The 19222-nt window shown below is 54.1% G+C and carries 24 protein-coding genes; 22 read left to right on the top strand and 2 right to left on the bottom strand.

From position 1 onward, the window contains the following. Positions 1-331 precede the first annotated feature (331 nt). The 6 genes from KO216_RS01490 to KO216_RS01465 all read left to right on the top strand — a co-directional run bounded on the left by KO216_RS01490 (position 332) and on the right by KO216_RS01465 (position 5191). Positions 332-820, top strand: coding sequence for an RNA polymerase sigma factor (locus KO216_RS01490; protein ID WP_215522522.1), 489 nt, complete (start codon positions 332-334; stop codon positions 818-820). A 13-nt stretch (positions 821-833) separates the two neighbouring features. After that, positions 834-1040, top strand: coding sequence for a hypothetical protein (locus tag KO216_RS01485; protein ID WP_215522521.1), 207 nt, complete (start codon positions 834-836; stop codon positions 1038-1040). Next, complete coding sequence (locus KO216_RS01480) at positions 1037-1465, top strand: hypothetical protein (protein ID WP_215522520.1); 429 nt, start codon at positions 1037-1039, stop codon at positions 1463-1465. The genes KO216_RS01485 and KO216_RS01480 overlap by 4 nt, the downstream gene beginning before the upstream one ends. Beyond that, on the top strand, positions 1465-2601 hold the full coding sequence (locus KO216_RS01475; protein ID WP_215522519.1) for a DUF2800 domain-containing protein: 1137 nt from the start codon (positions 1465-1467) through the stop codon (positions 2599-2601). Before KO216_RS01480 ends, KO216_RS01475 begins: the two co-directional genes overlap by 1 nt. 23 nt (positions 2602-2624) lie before the next feature. Then, complete coding sequence (locus KO216_RS01470) at positions 2625-3197, top strand: DUF2815 family protein (RefSeq protein WP_215522518.1); 573 nt, start codon at positions 2625-2627, stop codon at positions 3195-3197. Between the two features lie 71 nt (positions 3198-3268). After that, on the top strand, positions 3269-5191 hold the full coding sequence (locus KO216_RS01465) for a DNA polymerase (RefSeq protein WP_215522517.1): 1923 nt from the start codon (positions 3269-3271) through the stop codon (positions 5189-5191). A 16-nt stretch (positions 5192-5207) separates the two neighbouring features. Here KO216_RS01465 and KO216_RS01460 read toward each other — a convergent pair whose 3' ends face one another. Continuing rightward, positions 5208-6020: a DUF3800 domain-containing protein gene (locus KO216_RS01460; protein ID WP_215524000.1), complete on the bottom strand. Its 813-nt coding sequence runs from the start codon at positions 6018-6020 to the stop codon at positions 5208-5210. A 300-nt stretch (positions 6021-6320) separates the two neighbouring features. On the opposite strand from KO216_RS01460, the gene KO216_RS01455 reads away from it, so the two are divergent. The 8 genes from KO216_RS01455 to KO216_RS01420 all read left to right on the top strand — a co-directional run bounded on the left by KO216_RS01455 (position 6321) and on the right by KO216_RS01420 (position 13350). Beyond that, positions 6321-7088, top strand: coding sequence for a phage antirepressor (locus KO216_RS01455; RefSeq protein ID WP_215522516.1), 768 nt, complete (start codon positions 6321-6323; stop codon positions 7086-7088). Continuing rightward, positions 7085-7543 carry a DUF7768 domain-containing protein gene (locus KO216_RS01450; protein ID WP_215522515.1) on the top strand — a complete coding sequence of 153 codons (459 nt, stop codon included), beginning with the start codon at positions 7085-7087 and terminating at the stop codon, positions 7541-7543. The genes KO216_RS01455 and KO216_RS01450 overlap by 4 nt, the downstream gene beginning before the upstream one ends. Continuing rightward, the gene (locus KO216_RS01445; protein WP_215522514.1) at positions 7536-9779 is read left to right on the top strand and encodes a phage/plasmid primase, P4 family; all 2244 of its coding nucleotides are present in this window, start codon (positions 7536-7538) and stop codon (positions 9777-9779) included. Before KO216_RS01450 ends, KO216_RS01445 begins: the two co-directional genes overlap by 8 nt. A 136-nt stretch (positions 9780-9915) precedes the next feature. Beyond that, positions 9916-10197, top strand: coding sequence for a VRR-NUC domain-containing protein (locus tag KO216_RS01440; RefSeq protein WP_215523999.1), 282 nt, complete (start codon positions 9916-9918; stop codon positions 10195-10197). Beyond that, complete coding sequence (locus KO216_RS01435) at positions 10178-11536, top strand: SNF2-related protein (protein WP_215522513.1); 1359 nt, start codon at positions 10178-10180, stop codon at positions 11534-11536. The genes KO216_RS01440 and KO216_RS01435 overlap by 20 nt, the downstream gene beginning before the upstream one ends. Then, positions 11533-12012, top strand: a complete 480-nt coding sequence (locus KO216_RS01430) for a hypothetical protein (RefSeq protein ID WP_076388563.1) — start codon at positions 11533-11535, stop codon at positions 12010-12012. The genes KO216_RS01435 and KO216_RS01430 overlap by 4 nt, the downstream gene beginning before the upstream one ends. Positions 12013-12143: 131 nt before the next feature. Beyond that, entirely contained in the window at positions 12144-12521 is a 378-nt protein-coding gene (locus tag KO216_RS01425) for an HNH endonuclease (protein ID WP_215522512.1), read from the top strand. A 256-nt stretch (positions 12522-12777) separates the two neighbouring features. After that, positions 12778-13350 carry a P27 family phage terminase small subunit gene (locus tag KO216_RS01420; protein WP_215522510.1) on the top strand — a complete coding sequence of 191 codons (573 nt, stop codon included), beginning with the start codon at positions 12778-12780 and terminating at the stop codon, positions 13348-13350. A gap of 24 nt (positions 13351-13374) precedes the next feature. Here the strand turns inward: KO216_RS01420 and KO216_RS01415 are convergent, their stop codons facing one another. Then, positions 13375-13578 carry a hypothetical protein gene (locus KO216_RS01415; RefSeq protein ID WP_235858507.1) on the bottom strand — a complete coding sequence of 68 codons (204 nt, stop codon included), beginning with the start codon at positions 13576-13578 and terminating at the stop codon, positions 13375-13377. A gap of 142 nt (positions 13579-13720) precedes the next feature. Here KO216_RS01415 and metK point away from each other — a divergent pair, with 142 nt between their 5' ends. The 8 genes from metK to KO216_RS09695 all read left to right on the top strand — a co-directional run bounded on the left by metK (position 13721) and on the right by KO216_RS09695 (position 19189). Then, complete coding sequence (metK, locus tag KO216_RS01410) at positions 13721-14884, top strand: methionine adenosyltransferase (protein WP_251451719.1); 1164 nt, start codon at positions 13721-13723, stop codon at positions 14882-14884. Further along, positions 14856-16112 (top strand): site-specific DNA-methyltransferase, encoded by a 1257-nt coding sequence (locus tag KO216_RS01405; protein WP_215522509.1) that lies wholly within the window; start codon positions 14856-14858, stop codon positions 16110-16112. The genes metK and KO216_RS01405 overlap by 29 nt, the downstream gene beginning before the upstream one ends. A gap of 3 nt (positions 16113-16115) precedes the next feature. Next, positions 16116-17531, top strand: coding sequence for a DNA cytosine methyltransferase (locus KO216_RS01400; protein WP_215522508.1), 1416 nt, complete (start codon positions 16116-16118; stop codon positions 17529-17531). Positions 17532-17619: 88 nt separating this feature from the next. Beyond that, positions 17620-17835, top strand: coding sequence for a hypothetical protein (locus KO216_RS01395; RefSeq protein ID WP_169756763.1), 216 nt, complete (start codon positions 17620-17622; stop codon positions 17833-17835). Beyond that, positions 17829-18281: a virulence protein gene (locus tag KO216_RS01390; protein WP_215522507.1), complete on the top strand. Its 453-nt coding sequence runs from the start codon at positions 17829-17831 to the stop codon at positions 18279-18281. Before KO216_RS01395 ends, KO216_RS01390 begins: the two co-directional genes overlap by 7 nt. Before the next feature lie 104 nt (positions 18282-18385). Continuing rightward, the gene (locus tag KO216_RS01385) at positions 18386-18607 is read left to right on the top strand and encodes a hypothetical protein (protein ID WP_251451717.1); all 222 of its coding nucleotides are present in this window, start codon (positions 18386-18388) and stop codon (positions 18605-18607) included. Then, positions 18580-18720: a hypothetical protein gene (locus KO216_RS01380; protein WP_251451715.1), complete on the top strand. Its 141-nt coding sequence runs from the start codon at positions 18580-18582 to the stop codon at positions 18718-18720. Before KO216_RS01385 ends, KO216_RS01380 begins: the two co-directional genes overlap by 28 nt. Before the next feature lie 328 nt (positions 18721-19048). Next, positions 19049-19189: an Nmad4 family putative nucleotide modification protein gene (locus KO216_RS09695; RefSeq protein WP_508162240.1), complete on the top strand. Its 141-nt coding sequence runs from the start codon at positions 19049-19051 to the stop codon at positions 19187-19189. The last annotated feature ends 33 nt before the right edge of the window (positions 19190-19222 follow it).

Here is a 19222-nt window from a genome sequence, read left to right as displayed (position 1 = left end):
TGCGAGAGATTTCCAGAGTTAATTCTATCGAAATTGGCTCTAAAAATAGCTCAGCTCGCTTGGTGCGCAAAGCTGGTGGCAGGTTCGCCCAGCTAGATCGCTGATGGTTGCAAACATCGGCGTGTGGCTCCACTGATGCCGGTGCAAGCTACACAGGCAGATTCCTCTGTAAAACCGAGGGAGCCAATTGAGTGAGCTGACGCTGGCGGGCAATCCGAACGGGTTGCCCGCCGCTTCTTTATCAGCGCTCAAGACGACTTCGGTTTACAGACACAAGTGAATAACGGCAGCTCGCTCATGCGGCTCTTTCTGACAAAGAAAGGGCGCTGCCATGAGCACGACCGACAACAATCAAAATCACGTCACTTTCAGCTTCGATTACGTCACTGACGAGCGCATCGAAGTCCAACTCCCAACCGATAGCCCGATTACGCAGGCGCTGCTTGAGCATGATGCGCGGTGGAAGAAAACAAACCGAGCAGACACCCGCCGAGATCGGCACTCCTCCCCATCCGAGTTTCCCAAGGAGGGTATGCATTTCGCTGCCGATATTGATATCGAACGCGACTTCATCAACAAACAGGCTGTCGCTACGGCATTCGCTGGACTGTCCGAGCGCCAACGCTTCCTAATCGAAGCAGTCGTCTTAGACGGCTACTCCTTTGCTGAAATAGCGCGAGCCGAAAACAAGGACGAGTCAGCTATTCGTCATGCCTATAACCGTGCGATTAAGCGGGCACGAAGAATTCTCGAGGCCGACCGTCCGGAATCGAGCTTTGGCGTGGCTTATAGAGCGAAGCAACAAAACCGAATCAAGTGAAGGAGTAATTGCGATGCGACATAAGCGAAACGAAAGCCGGTTGCGCCGACTGATGCGGCGAATCACTGGACGCACCGAACGCACCACCATTGAGAAACACTCGATGCGCCGCCCCGTGCCAGAAACGGTCAGCCTCGTGGATAACGATGACGATTTGATGGCTCTGGCACGTGCCCTCTACCCCGAGCGCTACGAGCGCCAAGGCGGTGAGCAGGAATGAATATTAGTACTGCGAACAGCATTATTGGGCTGTTGAACTCGATTGCTGAGGATGTGACTCGCCTCAGCGCGATTGTCGAGCAGGCCGCGTGGGACGGTATCGAAGATCACGCCGGAATGCCGGGCGAGCGCCCAATCACGGCAGCGCGCCTCGAAAGCCCCTATGCGGATGAGGACATTCTGGATACAGAACTCGTCGAAGACGAACCCGACGAAGAACAGACCACAGTCGAGCCCGAGCCGATCGTTGAGCTGTTGCCAATTGAGCAGGTACGTGCAGTCTTGGCGAATTATGCACGCTCGGGCTTGAGCGACTTCATCAAATCCCAGATCCGCGAGCATGGGCACACTAAGCTCTCGCAGTTGACGGTGGAGCAGGCCAACGCGGTGCTCGTCGCAGCTGAGGCTGAGGCTGGTGGTGCCTGATGCCACCGCAAAAACACGCACTCTTGAGCGCCTCGTCGGCGCATCGATGGTTGCACTGTCCCCCATCCGCGAAACTCACGGCTGGGGTGACAGAGGCTCCAAGTGAAGCCGCCCTTCAAGGTACGGCGGCTCACGCTCTGGCAGAACATAAGCTGCGCCGAGCACTCAAGCAGCAATCTAAACGCCCCGTCTCCAAATACGAAGATGACGAGATGAATGCCCACACCGATGATTACGTCTCCTACGTGCTCGAACAATACGAGCAAGCCAAACAGGCGACGCCTGGCGCGGTAATTTATATCGAACAGCGCCTCGACTTCAGCTATGTCGTGCCTGGTGGCTTCGGCACTGGCGACTGCCTCATCGTGGCTGATGGCACCTTGCACGTTATCGATTTGAAATATGGCTTGGGCGTGCTGGTAGAAGCTGAGTGGAACCCGCAAATGATGCTCTACGCGCTCGGTGCACTTGCCTTATTCGACGCTCTTTACGACATTGAGCAGGTGGCATTAACTGTTTTTCAGCCACGGCGCGCAAACGTATCCACCTGGACGATTAGCGTCACTGAACTGAACAAGTGGGCCGAGCAGACGCTCAAGCCTGCCGCCGAACTAGCAGCGAAAGGTGAAGGCGAGTTTTGTGCTGGTACCTGGTGTCAGTTCTGCCGCATCGCCTCCACCTGTAGAGCCAGGGCTGAAGCGAACCTTGAGCTGGCTAAATTCGATTTCACCCCGCCCGCCGAACTATCGGCTGATGAGGTGGCTGAGGTGTTGGCGCAAATACCAGAACTCACGCGGTGGGCGTCAGACGTGCAGGACTATGCACTCAGTCAAGCCCTAAGCGGTGAGCTCTACGAGGGGTTCAAGTTGGTTGCTGGCCGCTCGATCCGCAAATACACCGATGAGACTGCGGTGGCTGAGGCTGCGAAAGCTGCAGGCTACCGCGATATCTATAAACGATCACTGCTCACTATTACCGCGATGGAAAAGCTCATGGGAAAGAAGAACTTTTCCGAAATCCTCGGGAATCTAGTGGTCAAGCCCGAGGGTAAACCCACTCTGGTTCCCGTCACTGACAAACGCCCAGAACTGCAGGTTAGTACTGCGGCTGATGATTTCACAAACATCGACAAATAACGAAAAGAAAGAAGGTAACGAAAATGTCGAACCGCGTGAACACCAAGAATAAGAAGAATAATCCGACCAAGGTTATTACCGGCGAAATACGCTTGAGCTACGCGAACGTGTGGGAAGCAAAATCCATTAACGGCGGCAAACCGAAGTTCTCAGTATCGCTTCTTATTCCTAAAGATGATGCTGCAACTATCGATGCAATTAATGCTGCTATCGAGGCAGCAATCACCGAGGGTATTGGGAAGTTCGGAGGGAAGATCCCGCCACGCGCATCACTGAAGCTGCCGCTACGTGATGGAGATACTGAGCGTGACGATGACGCTTATGCCGGACATTATTTCGTGAATGCCAACAGTATTAATGCTCCGCAGATCGTGGATCAAGACGTAAACCCCATCCTTGATCGCTCCGAAGTCTATTCTGGCTGCTACGGGCGAGTTTCCATCAATTTCTACGCTTTCAACACCAACGGGAACCGTGGCGTGGCCTGCGGTCTTGGCAATATTCAAAAGACCCGTGATGGTGAGCCACTCGGCGGGCACGTGAGCGCGGCATCCGAGTTCGATACCTGGGATGCAGACGAAGACTTCCTCGCCTAAAGCAAACCAATCCACTCAAGGGGCGGAGTCAAGTCGGTTGGCTCCGCCCCACTCACTCGTTAAGGAACCTTATGCGCACCTTAAGTATCGACATCGAAACCTACTCACCAATCAACCTAGCCAAAGCCGGAGTCTACAAATACTGTAACCACCCTGACTTCAAGATTCTCCTTTTCTCCTACGCGATCGACAGTTGCACGGTGCGCACCGTGGATCTAGCATCTGGAGAGCCACTCCCGGATGCCGTTCTTGATGCGTTAGATGATTCGGCCGTCACCAAGTGGGCGTACAACGCTGCTTTTGAACGCACCTGTCTCAGCACCTACCTCGGACGACGACTTGATCCAGCTGGGTGGCGATGCTCCATGGTGTGGGCGGCAACCCTTGGCCTGCCACTTTCTCTTAAAGATGTCGGCAAAGTGCTGAATCTTGACGCGCAAAAGATGGATGAAGGTAAAGAACTCATCAAGCACTTCTGCGTACCGGATGAAAACAGCCAGCGGCGGCTCCCCAGCAGCGACCCGGCTGGCTGGAAACTTTTTCAGAGCTACAACGCCCGCGACGTCCAGGTAGAAACGGCTATCCGTCAAAAGCTCGCCAACTTTCCAGTACCTGATTACCTCTGGGAGCAGTATGAGGTGGATCAGCGGATTAACGACCGTGGTATCCGTATAGACACCACACTGGCCGCAAACGCTATAACGATTGACGAAGAACACCGTGCGCAAGCACTCGCCCGTGCGCAAGAACTCACTGGCTTGGATAATCCTGCCTCACCATTGCAGCTACAAGAATGGTTAAACCAGCATGGCTGCCCGATAGAGTCGATGGCTAAAGAATCAGTCGATGATGCCCTGGCATATGCCAGTGGCGAGGTGAAAGAAGCTCTCGAACTGCGCCAGGAGTTATCGCGCTCATCTGTGGCGAAATATAGGAAGATGATGGATGCTACCTGCACCGACCAACGCACGCATGGGCTCCTGCAATTTTATGGGGCTAACCGCACCGGCAGGTGGGCTGGACGTCTCGTGCAAGTGCAAAACCTGCCGAGGAATTATCTGCCGGATCTCGCTCAGGCACGTAGTTTGGTGCGTGCTGGTAATGGTGAGGCGCTGGATATGCTCTATCCCTCCGTGCCCGATACCCTTAGCCAACTCATCCGCACCGCATTCATCCCGAGCGAGGAGCATCGGTTCATCGTTGCCGACTACAGCGCAATCGAGGCGCGCGTGTTGGCGTGGCTCGCTGACGAGGAAACCACGCTCACCGCGTTCAAAAACGGCGAGGACTTGTATTGTGCTACCGCTTCGGCGATGTTTGGTGTACCTGTGGAAAAGCACGGAGCCAATAGTGAGCTTCGGCAGAAAGGCAAAATCGCCGTTTTGGCCTGCGGCTACAACGGCTCCGTGGGTGCGCTCAAAGCTATGGGCGCTTTGAAGATGGGACTTGCTGAAGACGAGCTGCAGCTAATCGTCGATGCTTGGCGAGAAGCAAACCCGCACATTGTGCAGCTGTGGCGAGAGGTCGATGATGCTGCGACCAGGGTAATCAGCACGGGTAGACCTGTGACCCTACGGAACCTCGTCTTCGAGAAGAAATCCGGGATGCTGTTCATTACTCTATCCTCGGGTAGACGCTTGGCATACGTGAAACCTGGTATCGGGGTAAATCGGTTCGGTGGCACTGCGATCACGTATTGGGGTCAAGGTGTTGCTCGGAAGTGGCAGAAGCTCGAAACCTACGGCGGCAAGCTAGTGGAAAACATCGTCCAAGCAACTGCCAGAGACCTCCTCGCAGAAGCCATCACCCGTATCGAGAGTGCCGGGCACCGGATTGTGATGCATGTTCACGATGAGGTCGTCATCGACGAACCCATCAATTCTGACATCACCGTTGCTGACATATGCGCCCTCATGAACGAGCTACCCGAATGGGCTGAGGGTTTACCGATTGATGCTACTGGGTACGAGTGCGACTTCTATCAGAAGGATTGAGTGCACGGCTCGCGATCTAGTAGCAGGTGGCGTAGTTGCCGAGGAATTTCGGGTAGAGATCTTTCGTGGCGCTGCTTGCGGCGCGGATTTTGGAGTGTTCGCTCGTGATCTTGCTAAGCCGGTCGCCAAAATACTTGAGTGCCCACCTATATTCAGCAAAATTCGAATCATACTTGTATGCAGCAATGCGGCCAAGGATTGCACATATCCAGTCCGCGCATTGAACCGTTTGATAAAGATGACTCTCCACCTCCATCGGCGGCTCCACAAGTTTCGTGGCATCTTCACTGCTGAACATGAACGCTGCTGCGCCAGCGAAAATCTCCAGTCGTTCCTTCTCACCCTGTTTATCGAGCACCATCAACAGATTCTCAGCATCAGGCAAATCCCAATTCACTCGTTGAATCAGCTGCTTCATCGCATGGTCGTAACGCTCAGCATTCGTCTCAGGGGCCTCAATCGGAGTACCGCGCAGTTTCTCCTGCCCATAAAACACCACGCGAGCATCCAACGATTTCAGCGTTTCTAAAACCCTGAAAATGAGGCGGCGAGTTTCCCGATACTTCTCGATATTCTTCGTGGTGAGCAGCGCTGAGCCTTTCTTTTCCCAATGCTCCACGCGCTTACCTGCCGAGATTACTTTCGCCTCAATTTCTTCACGTAGCCCACGCTCCTTAACGAAACGGAAAATACCAGATAGCTTGCGAATGTTCTGGGCTGGGATCACGAAACCGCCGAGTCCGAATACTGGGTGAGTCTTATAGGACGGGTCGAATCGACTCACGTATGCGCCGTTATGCCCAAACTCATCGAAATACCCGACGTACACGTCACCTCCCGCTACGAACACGAAAGCCCGCGAAATCGCGGGCTTCGGAAGTGGAGCACCGAAATGCGTCCACAGGTAAATATACCAGAGCCCTACCGTCATCAGCAATAGCGAAATACTACCGCTTCGAAACAGTCCGTTTTTTCTCCAACCCCGTCCGGTTTTGGGTCTTGCCGTGGGCGTATTGCGCCATTGCCGGAAAACGAATTGTGGCGCGCCCGTCCGGATTGGGCTCCTGCCGTGGCTTATAGCGAGATCCACACAAGGTGGCTCTCTGTGAGTCCATGAAAGGAGCCAGGAATGGCTGCTGACCTTCAGTTTTTTACCAATCCCGTGTTTGGGCAGATTCGCACCATCACCGTGGATGGCACCACCACGTTTGCTGGTAAAGACGTCGCCATCGCACTCGGCTACAAAGACCCGGTAAATGCGATCAAACTGCACTGCCGTGGGGTGGCAAAATACCACCCCATCGTCGATAGCCTCGGGCGCACCCAGCAAGCCCGCTTCATTACCGAGGGTGATGTTTATCGGCTGATTGTCTCCAGCCACCTGCCAGCGGCAGAGAACTTCGAAGCCTGGGTGTTTGATGAGGTGCTGCCATCGATCCGCCACCACGGCCTGTACGCGATCGATGAACTACTCGACAACGATGATCTGCTCGAACAAGCCCTCACACGTCTACGTGCCGAGCGTGTCAAGCGTCTTGCTGCCGAGCAGGCGCTACTCGAGGCAGCACCGAAGCTCTCCTACTACGATATCGTGTTGCAATCGCCGTCGTTGATGCCGATTACTGCTATCGCCAAGGACTACGGGCTGAGTGCGAAGAAACTCAACCGACTGTTAGCTGATGAACATATCCAGTTCAAACAGTCAGGCATCTGGTATCTGTATGCCGAGTATGCGAAATGTGGCTACACCCAATCCAAAACCCACCTGCTGGAGAGCGGCAAGACGGTGATGCACACGTATTGGACGCAGAAAGGCCGCCTGTTCATCTATGACCTGTTGAAAAACCGCTGCCAGATCCTGCCGGTTATCGAACGACAAGCAGGTGAAACCAAATGAACACACTCCAAGATGACCGACCACTAATCAGTGATCTAACACCGTGGCGTAACTCCAAAGGCTACGCAGACCCGACTGCATATAGGGCGCTGCGGGCTCTGGAAATATCCGAATTCGGCCACCGTCCCTTGACCTATATCTGCTCACCTTACTCCGGGGACGTGCAGATGAATGTGGAGTTGGCAAGGAATTTCTCAGCTTATGCGGTGCGCTGTCGCCGTATCCCACTTGCACCTCACCTGCTGTTTCCGCAGTTTATGGATGATACCGATCCGTGGGATCGCGACCTCGCCATGTTCATGGGTCGCGTGCTGCTATCCAAGTGCGAAGCAATGTGGGTGTATACGCCGCGCGTCTCTCCAGGCATGAAAGCCGAAATTTCCTGGGCACACCAACTCGAACTCCCGATTACCTATTTTGACCACAACTTCGCGGAGGTAGAACTACATGACTGACTTCATTTTGTGCACGACTAATCTGGTGAGCGCGCAACGCAACCTCAAATACCCGAATCACCGGCACATCACGAGCGCGGCTGATTTGAAAAACGCTGTGGCACGTGACCATGTGGCGGCCGAATATGAGGGCGATATCCGTTCCACCGACAAGTTCTTGAACTCCGCGTGTGTGGTGATGGACATCGATAACGACCAGTCGAACTCTCCGGCTGATTGGGTTACACCACAATCCTTGGCTCTCGTATTCCCAGGCGTTGCCCTAGCGACCGCCACTTCGCGTAATCATTTAAAGCCGAAGGGCGAAAAGACCGCCAGGCCGCGCTTCCACGCCTACTTCCCTATCAGGCCAGTCACCGACTCTGGAGTCTATACGGGAATCAAGAAGAAGCTTGCCTCTTACACCGGAATCTTCGACCGCAACGCTCTCGATGCCGCCAGATTTATTTACGGAAACCCGACAGCTGAGGTCACCTGGGTAGACGGTGCCCTATCCATCACCGATTTCCTTGATGCTGACGCGTTCGCCGCGCTCGAAATGGCTACTGGTGAGATTCGGGAAGGCGCACGCAATGCGACCATGAGCGCTTTCGCTGGGCGAGTGATTGTGCGTTTTGGCAATACTGAGCAAGCACGCCAGCTTTTCGAGACGAAAGCACACACCTGCGTGCCACCCTTGCCCGATGCCGAGCTGGAGGCAATCTGGGCCTCGGCATTGAAGTTTGGTGCAAAAGTAGCTGCAACACCGGGTTATATTCCACCCGAACGCTACGCCGAAATCCAAGGACTGCGTCCCACCGACTTCACCGATGTCGGTCAAGCCACCGTCCTGGCAGACGAATATGCACAAAAACTCGCATTCTCTGAGGCAACAGATTGGCTGGTGTATAACGGCTCGTTTTGGGAAGAAACCAGACCCGGCTCGCGCGCCATCGCCCAAGAACTCACCACGCGCCAGTTAGAGCAAGCCACAGACCTGTTGGAGAAAGCCCGTGAGGCGTGTGATTCCACTGGGGTCACTCAGTTGCTGTCGGCAATGAGCCTGACCAAAGCGAAAAATCTATTTACCACCGAGCAGTGGACCGCTTACGAGCAGCTCACTGATGCTCAGGCCTATGAGAAATATGTGCTCAAACGCAGGGATAGCAAGGCGATTACAGCGTCACTGAAGGAGGCAGCTCCGATGTTGCAAGTCACCCAAGCGGACCTTGACGCAGACCCTTTCGCTCTCAACGCCCCTGGTGGCACCATTGACCTCACCAGCGGGCAAATGTACGAGCACGACTATGGGGATTTCATCACCAAACAAACCACCACCGACCCCGCCACCAAAGGCATGGACACGTGGTTGGCTGCGCTCGAGGTGTTCTTCCAAGGCGATAGCGAGCTGATCGACTATGTGCAACGAATCGTGGGGCTGACCGCTATCGGCAAAGTCTACGTCGAAGCCCTCATCATCGCTTATGGGGATGGACGTAACGGTAAGAGCACGTTTTGGAACACGATCGCCAGGGTGTTGGGCTCGTATGCGGGTCATATTTCTGCTGATGTGCTCACGGTTTCTAACCGCAGGAACGTCAAACCCGAACTAGCCGAGGCTAAAGGCAAAAGGCTCCTGATTGCAGCGGAGATGGAAGAGGGTATGAGGCTGTCCACTTCGAATGCGAAGCAGCTTTCTTCCACTGACGAGATATATGCGGAAAAGAAGTTCAAGGCTCCGTTTGCTTATCAGCCAACCCACACGCTCGTGCTCTACACCAACCATCTACCCAAGGTTGGTGCCATGGACGCAGGCATCTGGAGGCGGCTGATTGTGATCCCATTCGAGGCAAAAATCGAAGGCAACTCTGACGTAAAAAACTATGCAGAGTTCCTATTGCAGGATGCTGGCGGCGCGATTTTGCAGTGGATTGTGGACGGGGCCAAGAAGATTATCGCCGAGGACTACCACCTGACTCCACCGCCGCGAGTACAGGCCGCGATTGATTCGTATAAGTCATCGAATGATTGGCTGCAGCACTTTCTCGATGAGCGCTGCGATATAAACCCGGCTTTTGAGCAGAAGTCTGGTGACTTGTATGCCGACTATCGGGCTTTCGCGCTCTCGATTGGCGAGTACGCCAGATCCACCTCCGATTTCTACACCGCACTCGAACAAATGGGCTTCAACCGTCGCCGCACCAAGAGCGGGCGCTTCGTTGACGGCCTGCAGCTCAAGAGCGAATTCGACCTCTAACAGTGAGCGGGTGACGGTCAGTGCCAGTCGTGTACTAGTCCTTACATAGGAAGCAATTTTTTACTACTTCTTTCTATAAAAGGTTATGTAGACGACCGTCATAGACCGTCACCACGTGAGCAGAAAGCAACACGTGATGAAAGAACAACATTTAGAACAAGCACTCGTAAAAACCGTTGAGGCTTTGGGCGGGGTCTGCTGGAAACTAGTCAGCCCCGGAACCGCCGGTGTACCTGACCGAATCGTGCTGTTACCTGATGGGCATGTCGGCTTCGTGGAAGTCAAGGCACCCGGCGGTAAAGTTCGCGCAATCCAAAAACACAGGCTCAGGCAGTTGAAGCACCTAGGCTTCACCGCACTCGTCCTCAATAACCCTGATGAGGTTGAGGAGGTGTGCCATGCAATATCAGCCGCATGATTATCAGACCCTAGCCACCACCTTCATTGAGGAACACCCGGTTGCAGCACTGCTATTGGGTATGGGTCTTGGCAAGACCGTCATCACCCTGACAGCAATACAAGATCTCCTCTTCGACAGCTTTGAAATACACAAGGTGCTGGTTATCGCACCGCTGCGCGTAGCGAGAGACACGTGGCCTGCTGAGCAGGCAAAGTGGAGCCACTTACGCCAGCTACGCCTGGCGGTGGCTGTCGGCACCGAACGCCAACGCCGCCAAGCACTCAACTCAGGCGCAGACATCACAGTGATGAACCGGGAGAACGTTGACTGGCTTATTACCCATAGTGGCATCAAGTGGCAGTGGGATATGGTCATCATCGACGAACTCTCCTCCTTCAAAAACCACCGCGCCAAACGCCACGTCGCGCTGATGAAGATCCGCCCCCAAGTGAAGCGGATTATTGGCCTGACCGGCACTCCGGCCAGCAATGGGTTGATGGATTTATGGGCCCAGTTCCGACTCCTCGATTTAGGTGAGCGGCTCGGACGCTACATTTCCCACTACCGCGCTAGATGGTTCGTGCCCGATAAGCGCAGTGGGATGCAGGTGTTCACCTACAAGCCCAAACCTAGCGCTGAGGACGAAATCTACCGAGCAATCTCGGATATCACGCTGTCTATGCGAACCAGCGACTACCTCACCCTCCCACCACTGACTGTCACGACCACCGAGGTGACCATGAACGGCAGGGAGCGCAAGGTCTACAACCAGCTAGCGGCAGAGATGGTAGTCGAGCTGGGCGATGAGGTGATTGACGCAAGCAATGCTGCCGTCCTGGCTGGCAAGCTCACCCAGCTAGCGTCCGGCGCGATCTACACCGAAGCCGGCGACCCCATTGTGGTACACGGCCGCAAACTCGACGCTCTCGAAGACCTCATCGAAGCAGCGAATGGAAATCCCGTGCTTGTGGCATATTGGTGGCAGCACGACCTAGCACGCATCCGTGAGCGCTTCCCGCAAGCCAGACAGTTAAAAACTTCAGCGGATATTGAGGCTTGGAATGACGGTGAAATCCCACTCGGGTTGATTCACCCAGCCAGCGCTGGGCATGGGCTCAACCTCCAACAAGGCAGCTCAATCCTCATCTGGTATTCCCTCACCTGGAGCCTTGAGCTCTACCAGCAAACCAACGCCCGCCTGTATCGGCAAGGCCAGACCAAGCCGGTGACTATTACGCATATTGCGACCAAAGATTCGGTAGATCAGCGGATCTTATCGGCACTCGAATCGAAGAACATGACCCAGTCGGCGCTCATCGACGCGGTAGCGCAGACCTTGAAAGGAGAAACCAAATGAGCGTTACGCATCAAGAAACCGACATCACTTGGCGCTACGTTGACCGCCGCGCCGCTGCTATCAACGCGCTGCGTGACTACGCCACTATGGAAACCATCATCGATAACACTCCCGACGACCTGAAAGCTATCGAAGCAGACCTGCCCAGCCTGTCCTCCCCCGTCTTGGATGGCAGCCGCCGTGCGTTTAATCCCACCGCGGCCGAGGACAAAATCCTTAACCACTTGGAACGGATCGATAACCGTACGAGGAAGTACCTGCAAGCCAAGGATTACATGGACTGGTTCAACCCCGCCTGGCAAGCGCTCACCGATGAGGAGCGTGACGTGCTAGAGGTTTGCTTCCTTTCCGGGTACGAGTCCGCCACTGATGCGATTTATGAGGTGCAAGAGCGGCTGAATGTGGAGCGCTCCACCGCCTACAACCGGCGCAAAACCGCCCTCGACCACCTCACCAGTCTCCTCTACGGACGCTAAACCCGGTTGGACAAAACCCGGACGACATTCCCGAATCAAACCCGATATAGTGTAACTAGTTAGAAAAAGGTCAAAGCCCCGAACGGATACATTCCCTCGGGGCTTTACCATCACCACAGGAGATAACGGGAATGCCACGCAAACCCAAACACCCCTGCTCTGCGCCTGGCTGTCCCGAACTGACCCGCGAAAGATTCTGCGAGATCCACGCCCAGGAGGCGGACAAGAACTACCGTAAGTTTCAACGTGACCCGAGAATCAACAAGCGTTACGGTGCGCGCTGGCGCAAGATTCGCGCCGCATACATCGCGCAACATCCTTTGTGCGAAGACTGCCTGGAAAAAGGAGTGACCACCCCAGTTCAGGAAGTCCACCACGTCCTGCCCTTAGAGCATGGTGGCAGCCACGACTTTTCTAACCTGCGCAGCCTGTGCAAACCCTGCCACTCCAGGCAGAGCGCGTTAGACGGTGACAGATGGAGGCAAGCCCTTCAGGTCTACACCTACTAGATTTTTTGAAAAACGCGACATAACCACCAAGCACTTCCCCACCCTAAAAATATCGATCTTGTTCCCACGCCACGTTACGGGAGCAGTCGAGGATTCGGTTAGGGGTTGGGGGCCTCGAATCTCTACAGCCTTGGCGAAGGTCAGCGGGCGGGGCCAACCGTACGCAAAAAGACCGAATCAAACAGGGTATTAACCTAGCGCATATTTGAAGGCCGTTTTTTCTGGCCACCGCAGGTCAGATAGGAGGCTGATAGCCGTGGCGAAAGACGGAACCAATCGCGGTGGGCGCCGCGTGAGGGCTGGCGCGAAACCCGACCCGCTCAATGAGAAACTCGCCAAGGGTCTGCCTGCTACTCGCCTGGAAGATCCGCTAGCGACCCCTTTTGATTTTGAGGGCGCAGATGTTGGTGATGGCGCGGTGCTTGCTGGTGAGGTGATGCCGGAGCCTTCTGAGTATCTGTCGGAGGTTCAGCGCGATGGCAAACCCTTGGGTGCTGACCTTGTCTACAAAGAAACCTGGCGGTGGTTGGATGAGCGTGGTTGCACGAGGTTTGTTTCTAAGCGTCTGATTGAGGCCTACGCCCAGGCGTTCGCCCGCTATGTGCAGTGTGAGCAGGCGATTTCCAAGTTCGGTTTGCTCGGCAAGCACCCGACCACTGGGGCTGCTATCGCTTCCCCGTTCGTTGCGATGTCCCAGTCTTTTGGTAAACAGGCAAACGTGTATTGGTATGAGATTTTTGAGATTGTGCGGGCTAACTGCACTAGTGACTATTCGGGTGCGGCTCCGGGTGATGAGGTTATGGAGCAGTTGTTGAAAGCACGCTCGTAGATGCGTCCTACTTGTTTCCCGGGGCTATTTGGAGCCTTTTGTTTCGCTAAAGCCTGCCCCTAGCGCGATTCCAACTCCGGTGCCAATACCTACCCCTAAGGCAATATTATTCATAATGAACCCAAAGATAATGCCGGCCATCATCCCAGCAATCATCCCGTAAACCACGGCCCTACCATCGCCGCCGGAAGGCTCTGGCGGATTAGGTTTACTCGTTTCGTCTTGCACGTATTCCAGTGTAACACCTGACTCGGGTTCGCCTCTTTATCTTCGCTCCCCACTCCTGGCTGACATGGTGGGGAGTTTTTATTTCTTTTGATTTTTCTACTGAAAGGGCATTCCTATGACTATGGTTCGCAGTGCTTAAGCAGTGTGTATCGGTCACCCCGATAAACTGTGCGATTTAATTGCTGATCAGATTCTCTACGAGATTCTCTACACTGATCGCAACGCCCGCGTCGCGGTAGAGGTCATGGCTACTGGGCGGCGGATTATTGTTACTGGTGAAATCAGCACTAATGCTCGTGTGGACTTGCGTGATTGCGTACGAACTGCACTGACTGCGGCTGGCTATAAGCCGTGGAGATTTTTGGTGTATGTGTGGGTGAGGCGTCAATCTAGTGATATTAACGGCGGGGTGACCACATCTTTAGAGGCTCGCCATGGTGATGAGTCTGCTTATTGTCTTCAGGGTGCTGGTGATCAAGGCACGGTCTACGGTTATGCCTGCACTGATACTCCTGAGCGTTTACCATTGCCTCTTGTTTTAGCCCACGAGATTTGTAAGCGGCTAGATGATGCGCGCAAGCAAGGAACCATCACTGGGATCCTTTCGGATGGTAAAGCACAAGTTTCGGTGCGCTACGACGACGCAGGAAAACCGCAAGCCGTAGAGACGGTGGTGGTTTCCGTCCAGCACGATAAATCCAAGGATTTCGAGGTGTTGCGCCGTGAAATAACTTCGCTGATTATCGGTCCAGCTTGCTCTTCGTATCTTCCTGTCGATGAGAACACGACTATTTTGGTGAATCCTTCTGGGCGGTTCGTGGAGGGCGGCCCTAAAGCTGACACTGGACTCACTGGTCGAAAACTTATGGTTGATACCTATGGCGGGCTAGCTTCTCATGGTGGTGGAGCTTTCTGTGGTAAAGATCCTTCTAAGGTTGACCGCTCGGGTGCTTATATGGCGCGGCTGATCGCGAAAACCGTGGTGGATGCGGATCTTGCATCCCGGTGCCAGGTGGCGATTAGTTACGCGATTGGTAAAGCCGACCCGGTTGCTTTCAGTGTTGACACGCTCGGCACCGGCCAATACACCGACGAAATAATCACGGCTGCGGCTCGAGATGTGTTCAATCTTCGGCCAGCAGCAATCATCGACCAGTTTGGGCTGCGAGCACCCGGCTATGTGCGCTATTCGACGTATGGGCATTTCGGGGATTACACACGCAAGTGGGAAGACACCTGGACTACTAGCCGCGAAATTGTCAAGGCGGTGAAAAACCATGCGCATCAAGCAAATAGCTATAAGTGATCTCACCCCAGCTGACTACAACCCCCGCAAAGACCTACAACCTGGGGACGCGGACTACGAAAAGTTAAGGCGCTCCCTGAGCGAGTTTGGGTATGTGGAGCCAGTCATCTGGAACAAAACCACCGGAAATATTGTGGGTGGGCATCAGCGTCTGAAAGTACTGGCTGATCTGGGCTATAAAACCGTGGACTGCGTGGTCGTCGAGCTAGACGAAACCCGCGAAAAATCGCTCAACGTTGCTCTAAACAAGATCAGTGGCGATTGGGATGATTCCAAACTCGCCCTACTTATAGCCGACCTGGATGCTTCCGATTTCGAGGTTGAACTCACCGGTTTCGACGAATCCGAAATACAACAGTTAATAGGTTCTCTTGACGGCGACAGTATCGAGGACGATAACTTCGACCTGAACGCCGCCCTAGAAGCGGCAGCCTTTGTCGAAAAAGGCGATATCTGGAGGATTGGTAGGCATCGCCTAATGTGCGCGGATGCCACGAACCCAAGCGACGTCGAAACCTTGATGGATGGCAAACAGGCTAATCTGGTGGTCACAGACCCGCCTTACAACGTGGACTTCAAATCGAACAGCGGCCTGAAAATCGCAGGCGACAAACAAGACGCCAACACCTTCTACCAGTTCCTACTAGCTGCATTCACCAACATGGCGGCATCCCTAGATAAGGGAGGGTCAGCCTATGTTTTCCACGCCGACACCGAAGGCCTCAACTTCCGTAAAGCGTTTCTTGATGCTGGTTTCTACCTGTCGGGCTGTTGTATTTGGGTCAAAGACTCCCTCGTACTTGGTCGTTCCCCATATCAGTGGCAGCACGAACCGGTGCTGTATGGGTGGAAGAAAGACGGCTCTCACGCTTGGTATGCCGACCGCAAACAAACCACGGTGTGGAATTTCGCCAAGCCCCGCAAAAACAGTGACCATCCGACTTCGAAGCCACTAGACCTGTTGGCTTACCCGATTCGTAACTCCACCCAAACCAACGCGATAGTGCTAGATACGTTTGCTGGCTCTGGTTCCACGCTAATGGCTGCAGAAGCCACAGACCGCACTTGCTATTGCATGGAGCTAGATGAGAAATACGCTTCCGTGATTGTGCGCCGCTATGCCGAAGCAACCGGAGACGCAGCAGGGATCACGTGTGAGCGAGGCGGTGGGCAATACGCCTACCTGGATCTGGTCAAAGAGGTCGACCGCCCCAAGCAGAAAGGCTAACCCTTGACACAAACTTTAAGGCTTGGCTCGCTTTTTGATGGCTCAGGTGGTTTCCCACTCGCCGCCACCAAGGTTGGCATAGTGCCGGTGTGGGCAAGTGAGATTGAGCCCTTCCCGATCCTGGTCACCACCACGCGCCTTCCGCAAATGCAACACCTAGGCGACATCTGCGACATTGACGGCAGTCAGCTAGAGCCGGTGGATGTGGTCACGTTTGGCTCTCCTTGCCAAGACCTGTCGGTAGCAGGTAAAAGGGCAGGTTTAGCTGGCGAACGCTCGGGTCTATTCCACCAAGCCGTCAGAGTCATCAGAGAAATGAGAAAGGCAAGTCATGGTCTATATCCAAGATTCGCTGTTTGGGAAAACGTGCCCGGAGCCTTCTCAAGCAATAAAGGGGCAGACTTCCACAGCGTCCTGCAAAACCTCATCTCGGTTGTCGACGAAACGGCAGCGGCTGACCTACCTCGAGTACAAAAGTGGCATAAAGCTGGAGCGATCGTGGCAGACCAATGGAGTATTGCGTGGCGAGTATTGGACGCGCAATTTTTCGGCCTGCCCCAACGACGCAAACGGATCTTCCTTATCGCAGATTTTGCAAGCGAGCGTGCCGGACACATACTCTTTGAGCCCCCGAGCCTGCGCCGGAATACTCAGGCGGGCTGCGACCAGGGGCAAGCCGCTACCAGCAATCCTGCATCAAGCCCTCAAACAGCAAGCAGCAGAAATGGTGTAGCGCGCTCGTTCACGTTGCGGATGCATGGCGGGAAACCTGGAGGTGGTAAAGGCCCGCTTATCCAAACCGATATTTCTGGCAGGCTTGGTTGTAATAACGATCAGAGGATTTTTGAGCCGATCGCTTATGGTTTCAACGCTATACATACCAAGCGTAAAAGCCGGACTGGCAGGTACGGCTACGAAACCGAGGTCGCAAAAACTTTAGATACAAGCGGTATCTGCCCGACCTGTAATCAGGGTGGGATCGCGATAGTCGACACGGTAGTTTCGGCATCAAAGAGTGATTTCTTTTGCAAGGGCACCAACAACCTCACCGGGCCTCTACTTGCCTCGGATTTTACTGATCCGCCTATTGTCACCGCGCCACAACCTAGCGGTTATAGGGTGCGCAGGCTTACGCCCACCGAGTGCGCCCGCCTACAAGGCTTCCCTGACGATTGGACACGAGATTTAGCAATCAGCAATCCTACAGATTCACAGTTGGATTACTGGTGGCAGGTCTGGGCCAGGTGGGCAGTAGCGGCAGGTTTGAAGGAAACCAAAACAAGAGCACAAGTGAAAAAATGGCTCGCCAATCCCGTCACTGACCGGGCGTTATACAAGCTGTGGGGAAACGGGATAGCTTTGCCGTGCGCCAAACTCGTGCTCACTCAGATAGTCGCCGAGACCACTAAAACTCCTTGATTTTAAGGCGAAAATGACTGGATAAGCCCGCGAAGCTATGGCTGTATGTACATGACCAAACAACCAGCAAGAAAGAGAGGGTTTGGTGATGATGGGACAGCTATACGCCGATCTAGAAGAAATCGAAAACCTCGGAGTCGACCTGACCGATATTGGTGCGGTGTGGGATGCAGCCGAAGACCACGGCTACGAGCACGTAGAAATGATTGTCTCCAACTTCCCGCACGACTTCATGCGCCTCATCCGCACATGGCTGGACGTTCAAAGCATCGAATTTGATGGTGAGGAGGATGAGCAATGGTGAACACCAAAAAGGCTGAAAACTACGGACTCGTAGTCACCCTACCCGCCACGCTTGATGAGACTGAGCTGGCAAGGCTGCATGAACTTATCGCAGCCAAGAAAGACTTGATCGCTAAAGCGCTCGGCGCGAGCCAGCTTAGCATCACCACCAGTAGCGAGGGGCTGAGTTTTCCTTGGTGGGATGAGCTGCCAGAGTTCGAGAAGATCACGGCATACACCGAGTTCCTAAGCAAAATGGTCGCATATGCGAAACGCATCGGGCTCACCACCCACCGCGCCGCGAGTGACAAGGTGGTGAATGAGAAGTATGAACTGCGCTCCCTGCTTTACCGCATCGGACTTTCTGGTAAAGAAAATAAGGAAGTACGCAAGATCTTACTTGCACCATTAAACGGTGATTCTGCATGGAAAACCCCGCCACAAGTAAACACTAACCAAGAGATGTAAACCACTATTTATTAGGCAAAATAGGCGGCAAAATGACTGGATAAGTAGGCAAGTCTATGGCTGTATATACATACCGAAACGGTACACAACACATAAGAACAGCCATGAACACCAAAGAACCTGAATGCAGCGTCGAGGAAGAAAACACCGAACGCCTTATCGGACGTGCTAACCGGTTGGGATACACCATCACCAGCATTGAGATTGAACCTGGCCGGGTCGCGATTTCTATTGTTCCTTCCCCGCTGTTCCCTACACCCCGGAGCTTGACCGGGATTTTGAAACCGATCAATGGCGGATGCAAACCACCGCCTACGGAGCGTTGAACCTAGACAACATCGAACAAGTCACCGAGGGATACGGGCGGGCAGCAGCGATGGTGCGTGAACTTGAGCATGCTACACCAGGAAACGTTGTCAACTACCACCTGACCCGTTAAAACTAAACACAAAGGCAAACCCCACCTGGCGTGGGGTTTGCCTTTATCGTGAAGCGTTATGACCTAGAGATGTACATCTCTAAGTTTTCTTGAAAATAGGCGGAAAATGACTGGATAAGTAGCGAAGTCTATGGCTGTATATACATACCGAAACGGTACACAACAGAAAGGCACCAGCCATGAACAGCACAAAGGTCACCAGCGAAACCCTCCAGATGAGCGTTGATTCCTACGGGACGGTTCTTGCCTACGGAGGCTACACGCTAGCAAGTTTTGCTACCTGACCAAGACTGAAGGATTTGGCAATAACGCCCAAATCTACCGGTTGATGGAAGAACCCGTCAGCGGGTTCAGCCCAACTCGAGGCCGCGGAGAATGCGAACTCGAACTCATCGCTGAGTCAGACCACCTTTTCGCTGACGCAGGACATGCGATCGCCTGGGCGTTAGCTAATCTGCCCGAAGCCTAGTCCGCCGGGCATGAGGGCACCTGCTATCGCCGG

Origin of the sequence: Varibaculum prostatecancerukia (assembly GCF_943169825.2) — a bacterium.
GTDB lineage: Bacteria > Actinomycetota > Actinomycetes > Actinomycetales > Actinomycetaceae > Varibaculum > Varibaculum prostatecancerukia.
This window is presented reverse-complemented; position numbering and strand designations above follow the sequence as displayed.

Coding starts and splice junctions, on each gene's coding strand:
- KO216_RS01490 (WP_215522522.1), top strand. CDS start 332: ATGAGCACGACCGACAACAATCAAAATCACGTCACTTTCAGCTTCGAT.
- KO216_RS09695 (WP_508162240.1), top strand. CDS start 19,049: ATGGAAGAACCCGTCAGCGGGTTCAGCCCAACTCGAGGCCGCGGAGAA.
- KO216_RS01380 (WP_251451715.1), top strand. CDS start 18,580: ATGCAAACCACCGCCTACGGAGCGTTGAACCTAGACAACATCGAACAA.
- KO216_RS01395 (WP_169756763.1), top strand. CDS start 17,620: ATGATGGGACAGCTATACGCCGATCTAGAAGAAATCGAAAACCTCGGA.
- KO216_RS01405 (WP_215522509.1), top strand. CDS start 14,856: ATGCGCATCAAGCAAATAGCTATAAGTGATCTCACCCCAGCTGACTAC.
- KO216_RS01465 (WP_215522517.1), top strand. CDS start 3,269: ATGCGCACCTTAAGTATCGACATCGAAACCTACTCACCAATCAACCTA.
- KO216_RS01470 (WP_215522518.1), top strand. CDS start 2,625: ATGTCGAACCGCGTGAACACCAAGAATAAGAAGAATAATCCGACCAAG.
- KO216_RS01435 (WP_215522513.1), top strand. CDS start 10,178: ATGCAATATCAGCCGCATGATTATCAGACCCTAGCCACCACCTTCATT.
- KO216_RS01425 (WP_215522512.1), top strand. CDS start 12,144: ATGCCACGCAAACCCAAACACCCCTGCTCTGCGCCTGGCTGTCCCGAA.
- KO216_RS01485 (WP_215522521.1), top strand. CDS start 834: ATGCGACATAAGCGAAACGAAAGCCGGTTGCGCCGACTGATGCGGCGA.
- KO216_RS01450 (WP_215522515.1), top strand. CDS start 7,085: ATGAACACACTCCAAGATGACCGACCACTAATCAGTGATCTAACACCG.
- KO216_RS01385 (WP_251451717.1), top strand. CDS start 18,386: ATGAACACCAAAGAACCTGAATGCAGCGTCGAGGAAGAAAACACCGAA.
- KO216_RS01480 (WP_215522520.1), top strand. CDS start 1,037: ATGAATATTAGTACTGCGAACAGCATTATTGGGCTGTTGAACTCGATT.
- KO216_RS01430 (WP_076388563.1), top strand. CDS start 11,533: ATGAGCGTTACGCATCAAGAAACCGACATCACTTGGCGCTACGTTGAC.
- KO216_RS01475 (WP_215522519.1), top strand. CDS start 1,465: ATGCCACCGCAAAAACACGCACTCTTGAGCGCCTCGTCGGCGCATCGA.
- KO216_RS01440 (WP_215523999.1), top strand. CDS start 9,916: ATGAAAGAACAACATTTAGAACAAGCACTCGTAAAAACCGTTGAGGCT.
- KO216_RS01455 (WP_215522516.1), top strand. CDS start 6,321: ATGGCTGCTGACCTTCAGTTTTTTACCAATCCCGTGTTTGGGCAGATT.
- KO216_RS01390 (WP_215522507.1), top strand. CDS start 17,829: ATGGTGAACACCAAAAAGGCTGAAAACTACGGACTCGTAGTCACCCTA.
- KO216_RS01445 (WP_215522514.1), top strand. CDS start 7,536: ATGACTGACTTCATTTTGTGCACGACTAATCTGGTGAGCGCGCAACGC.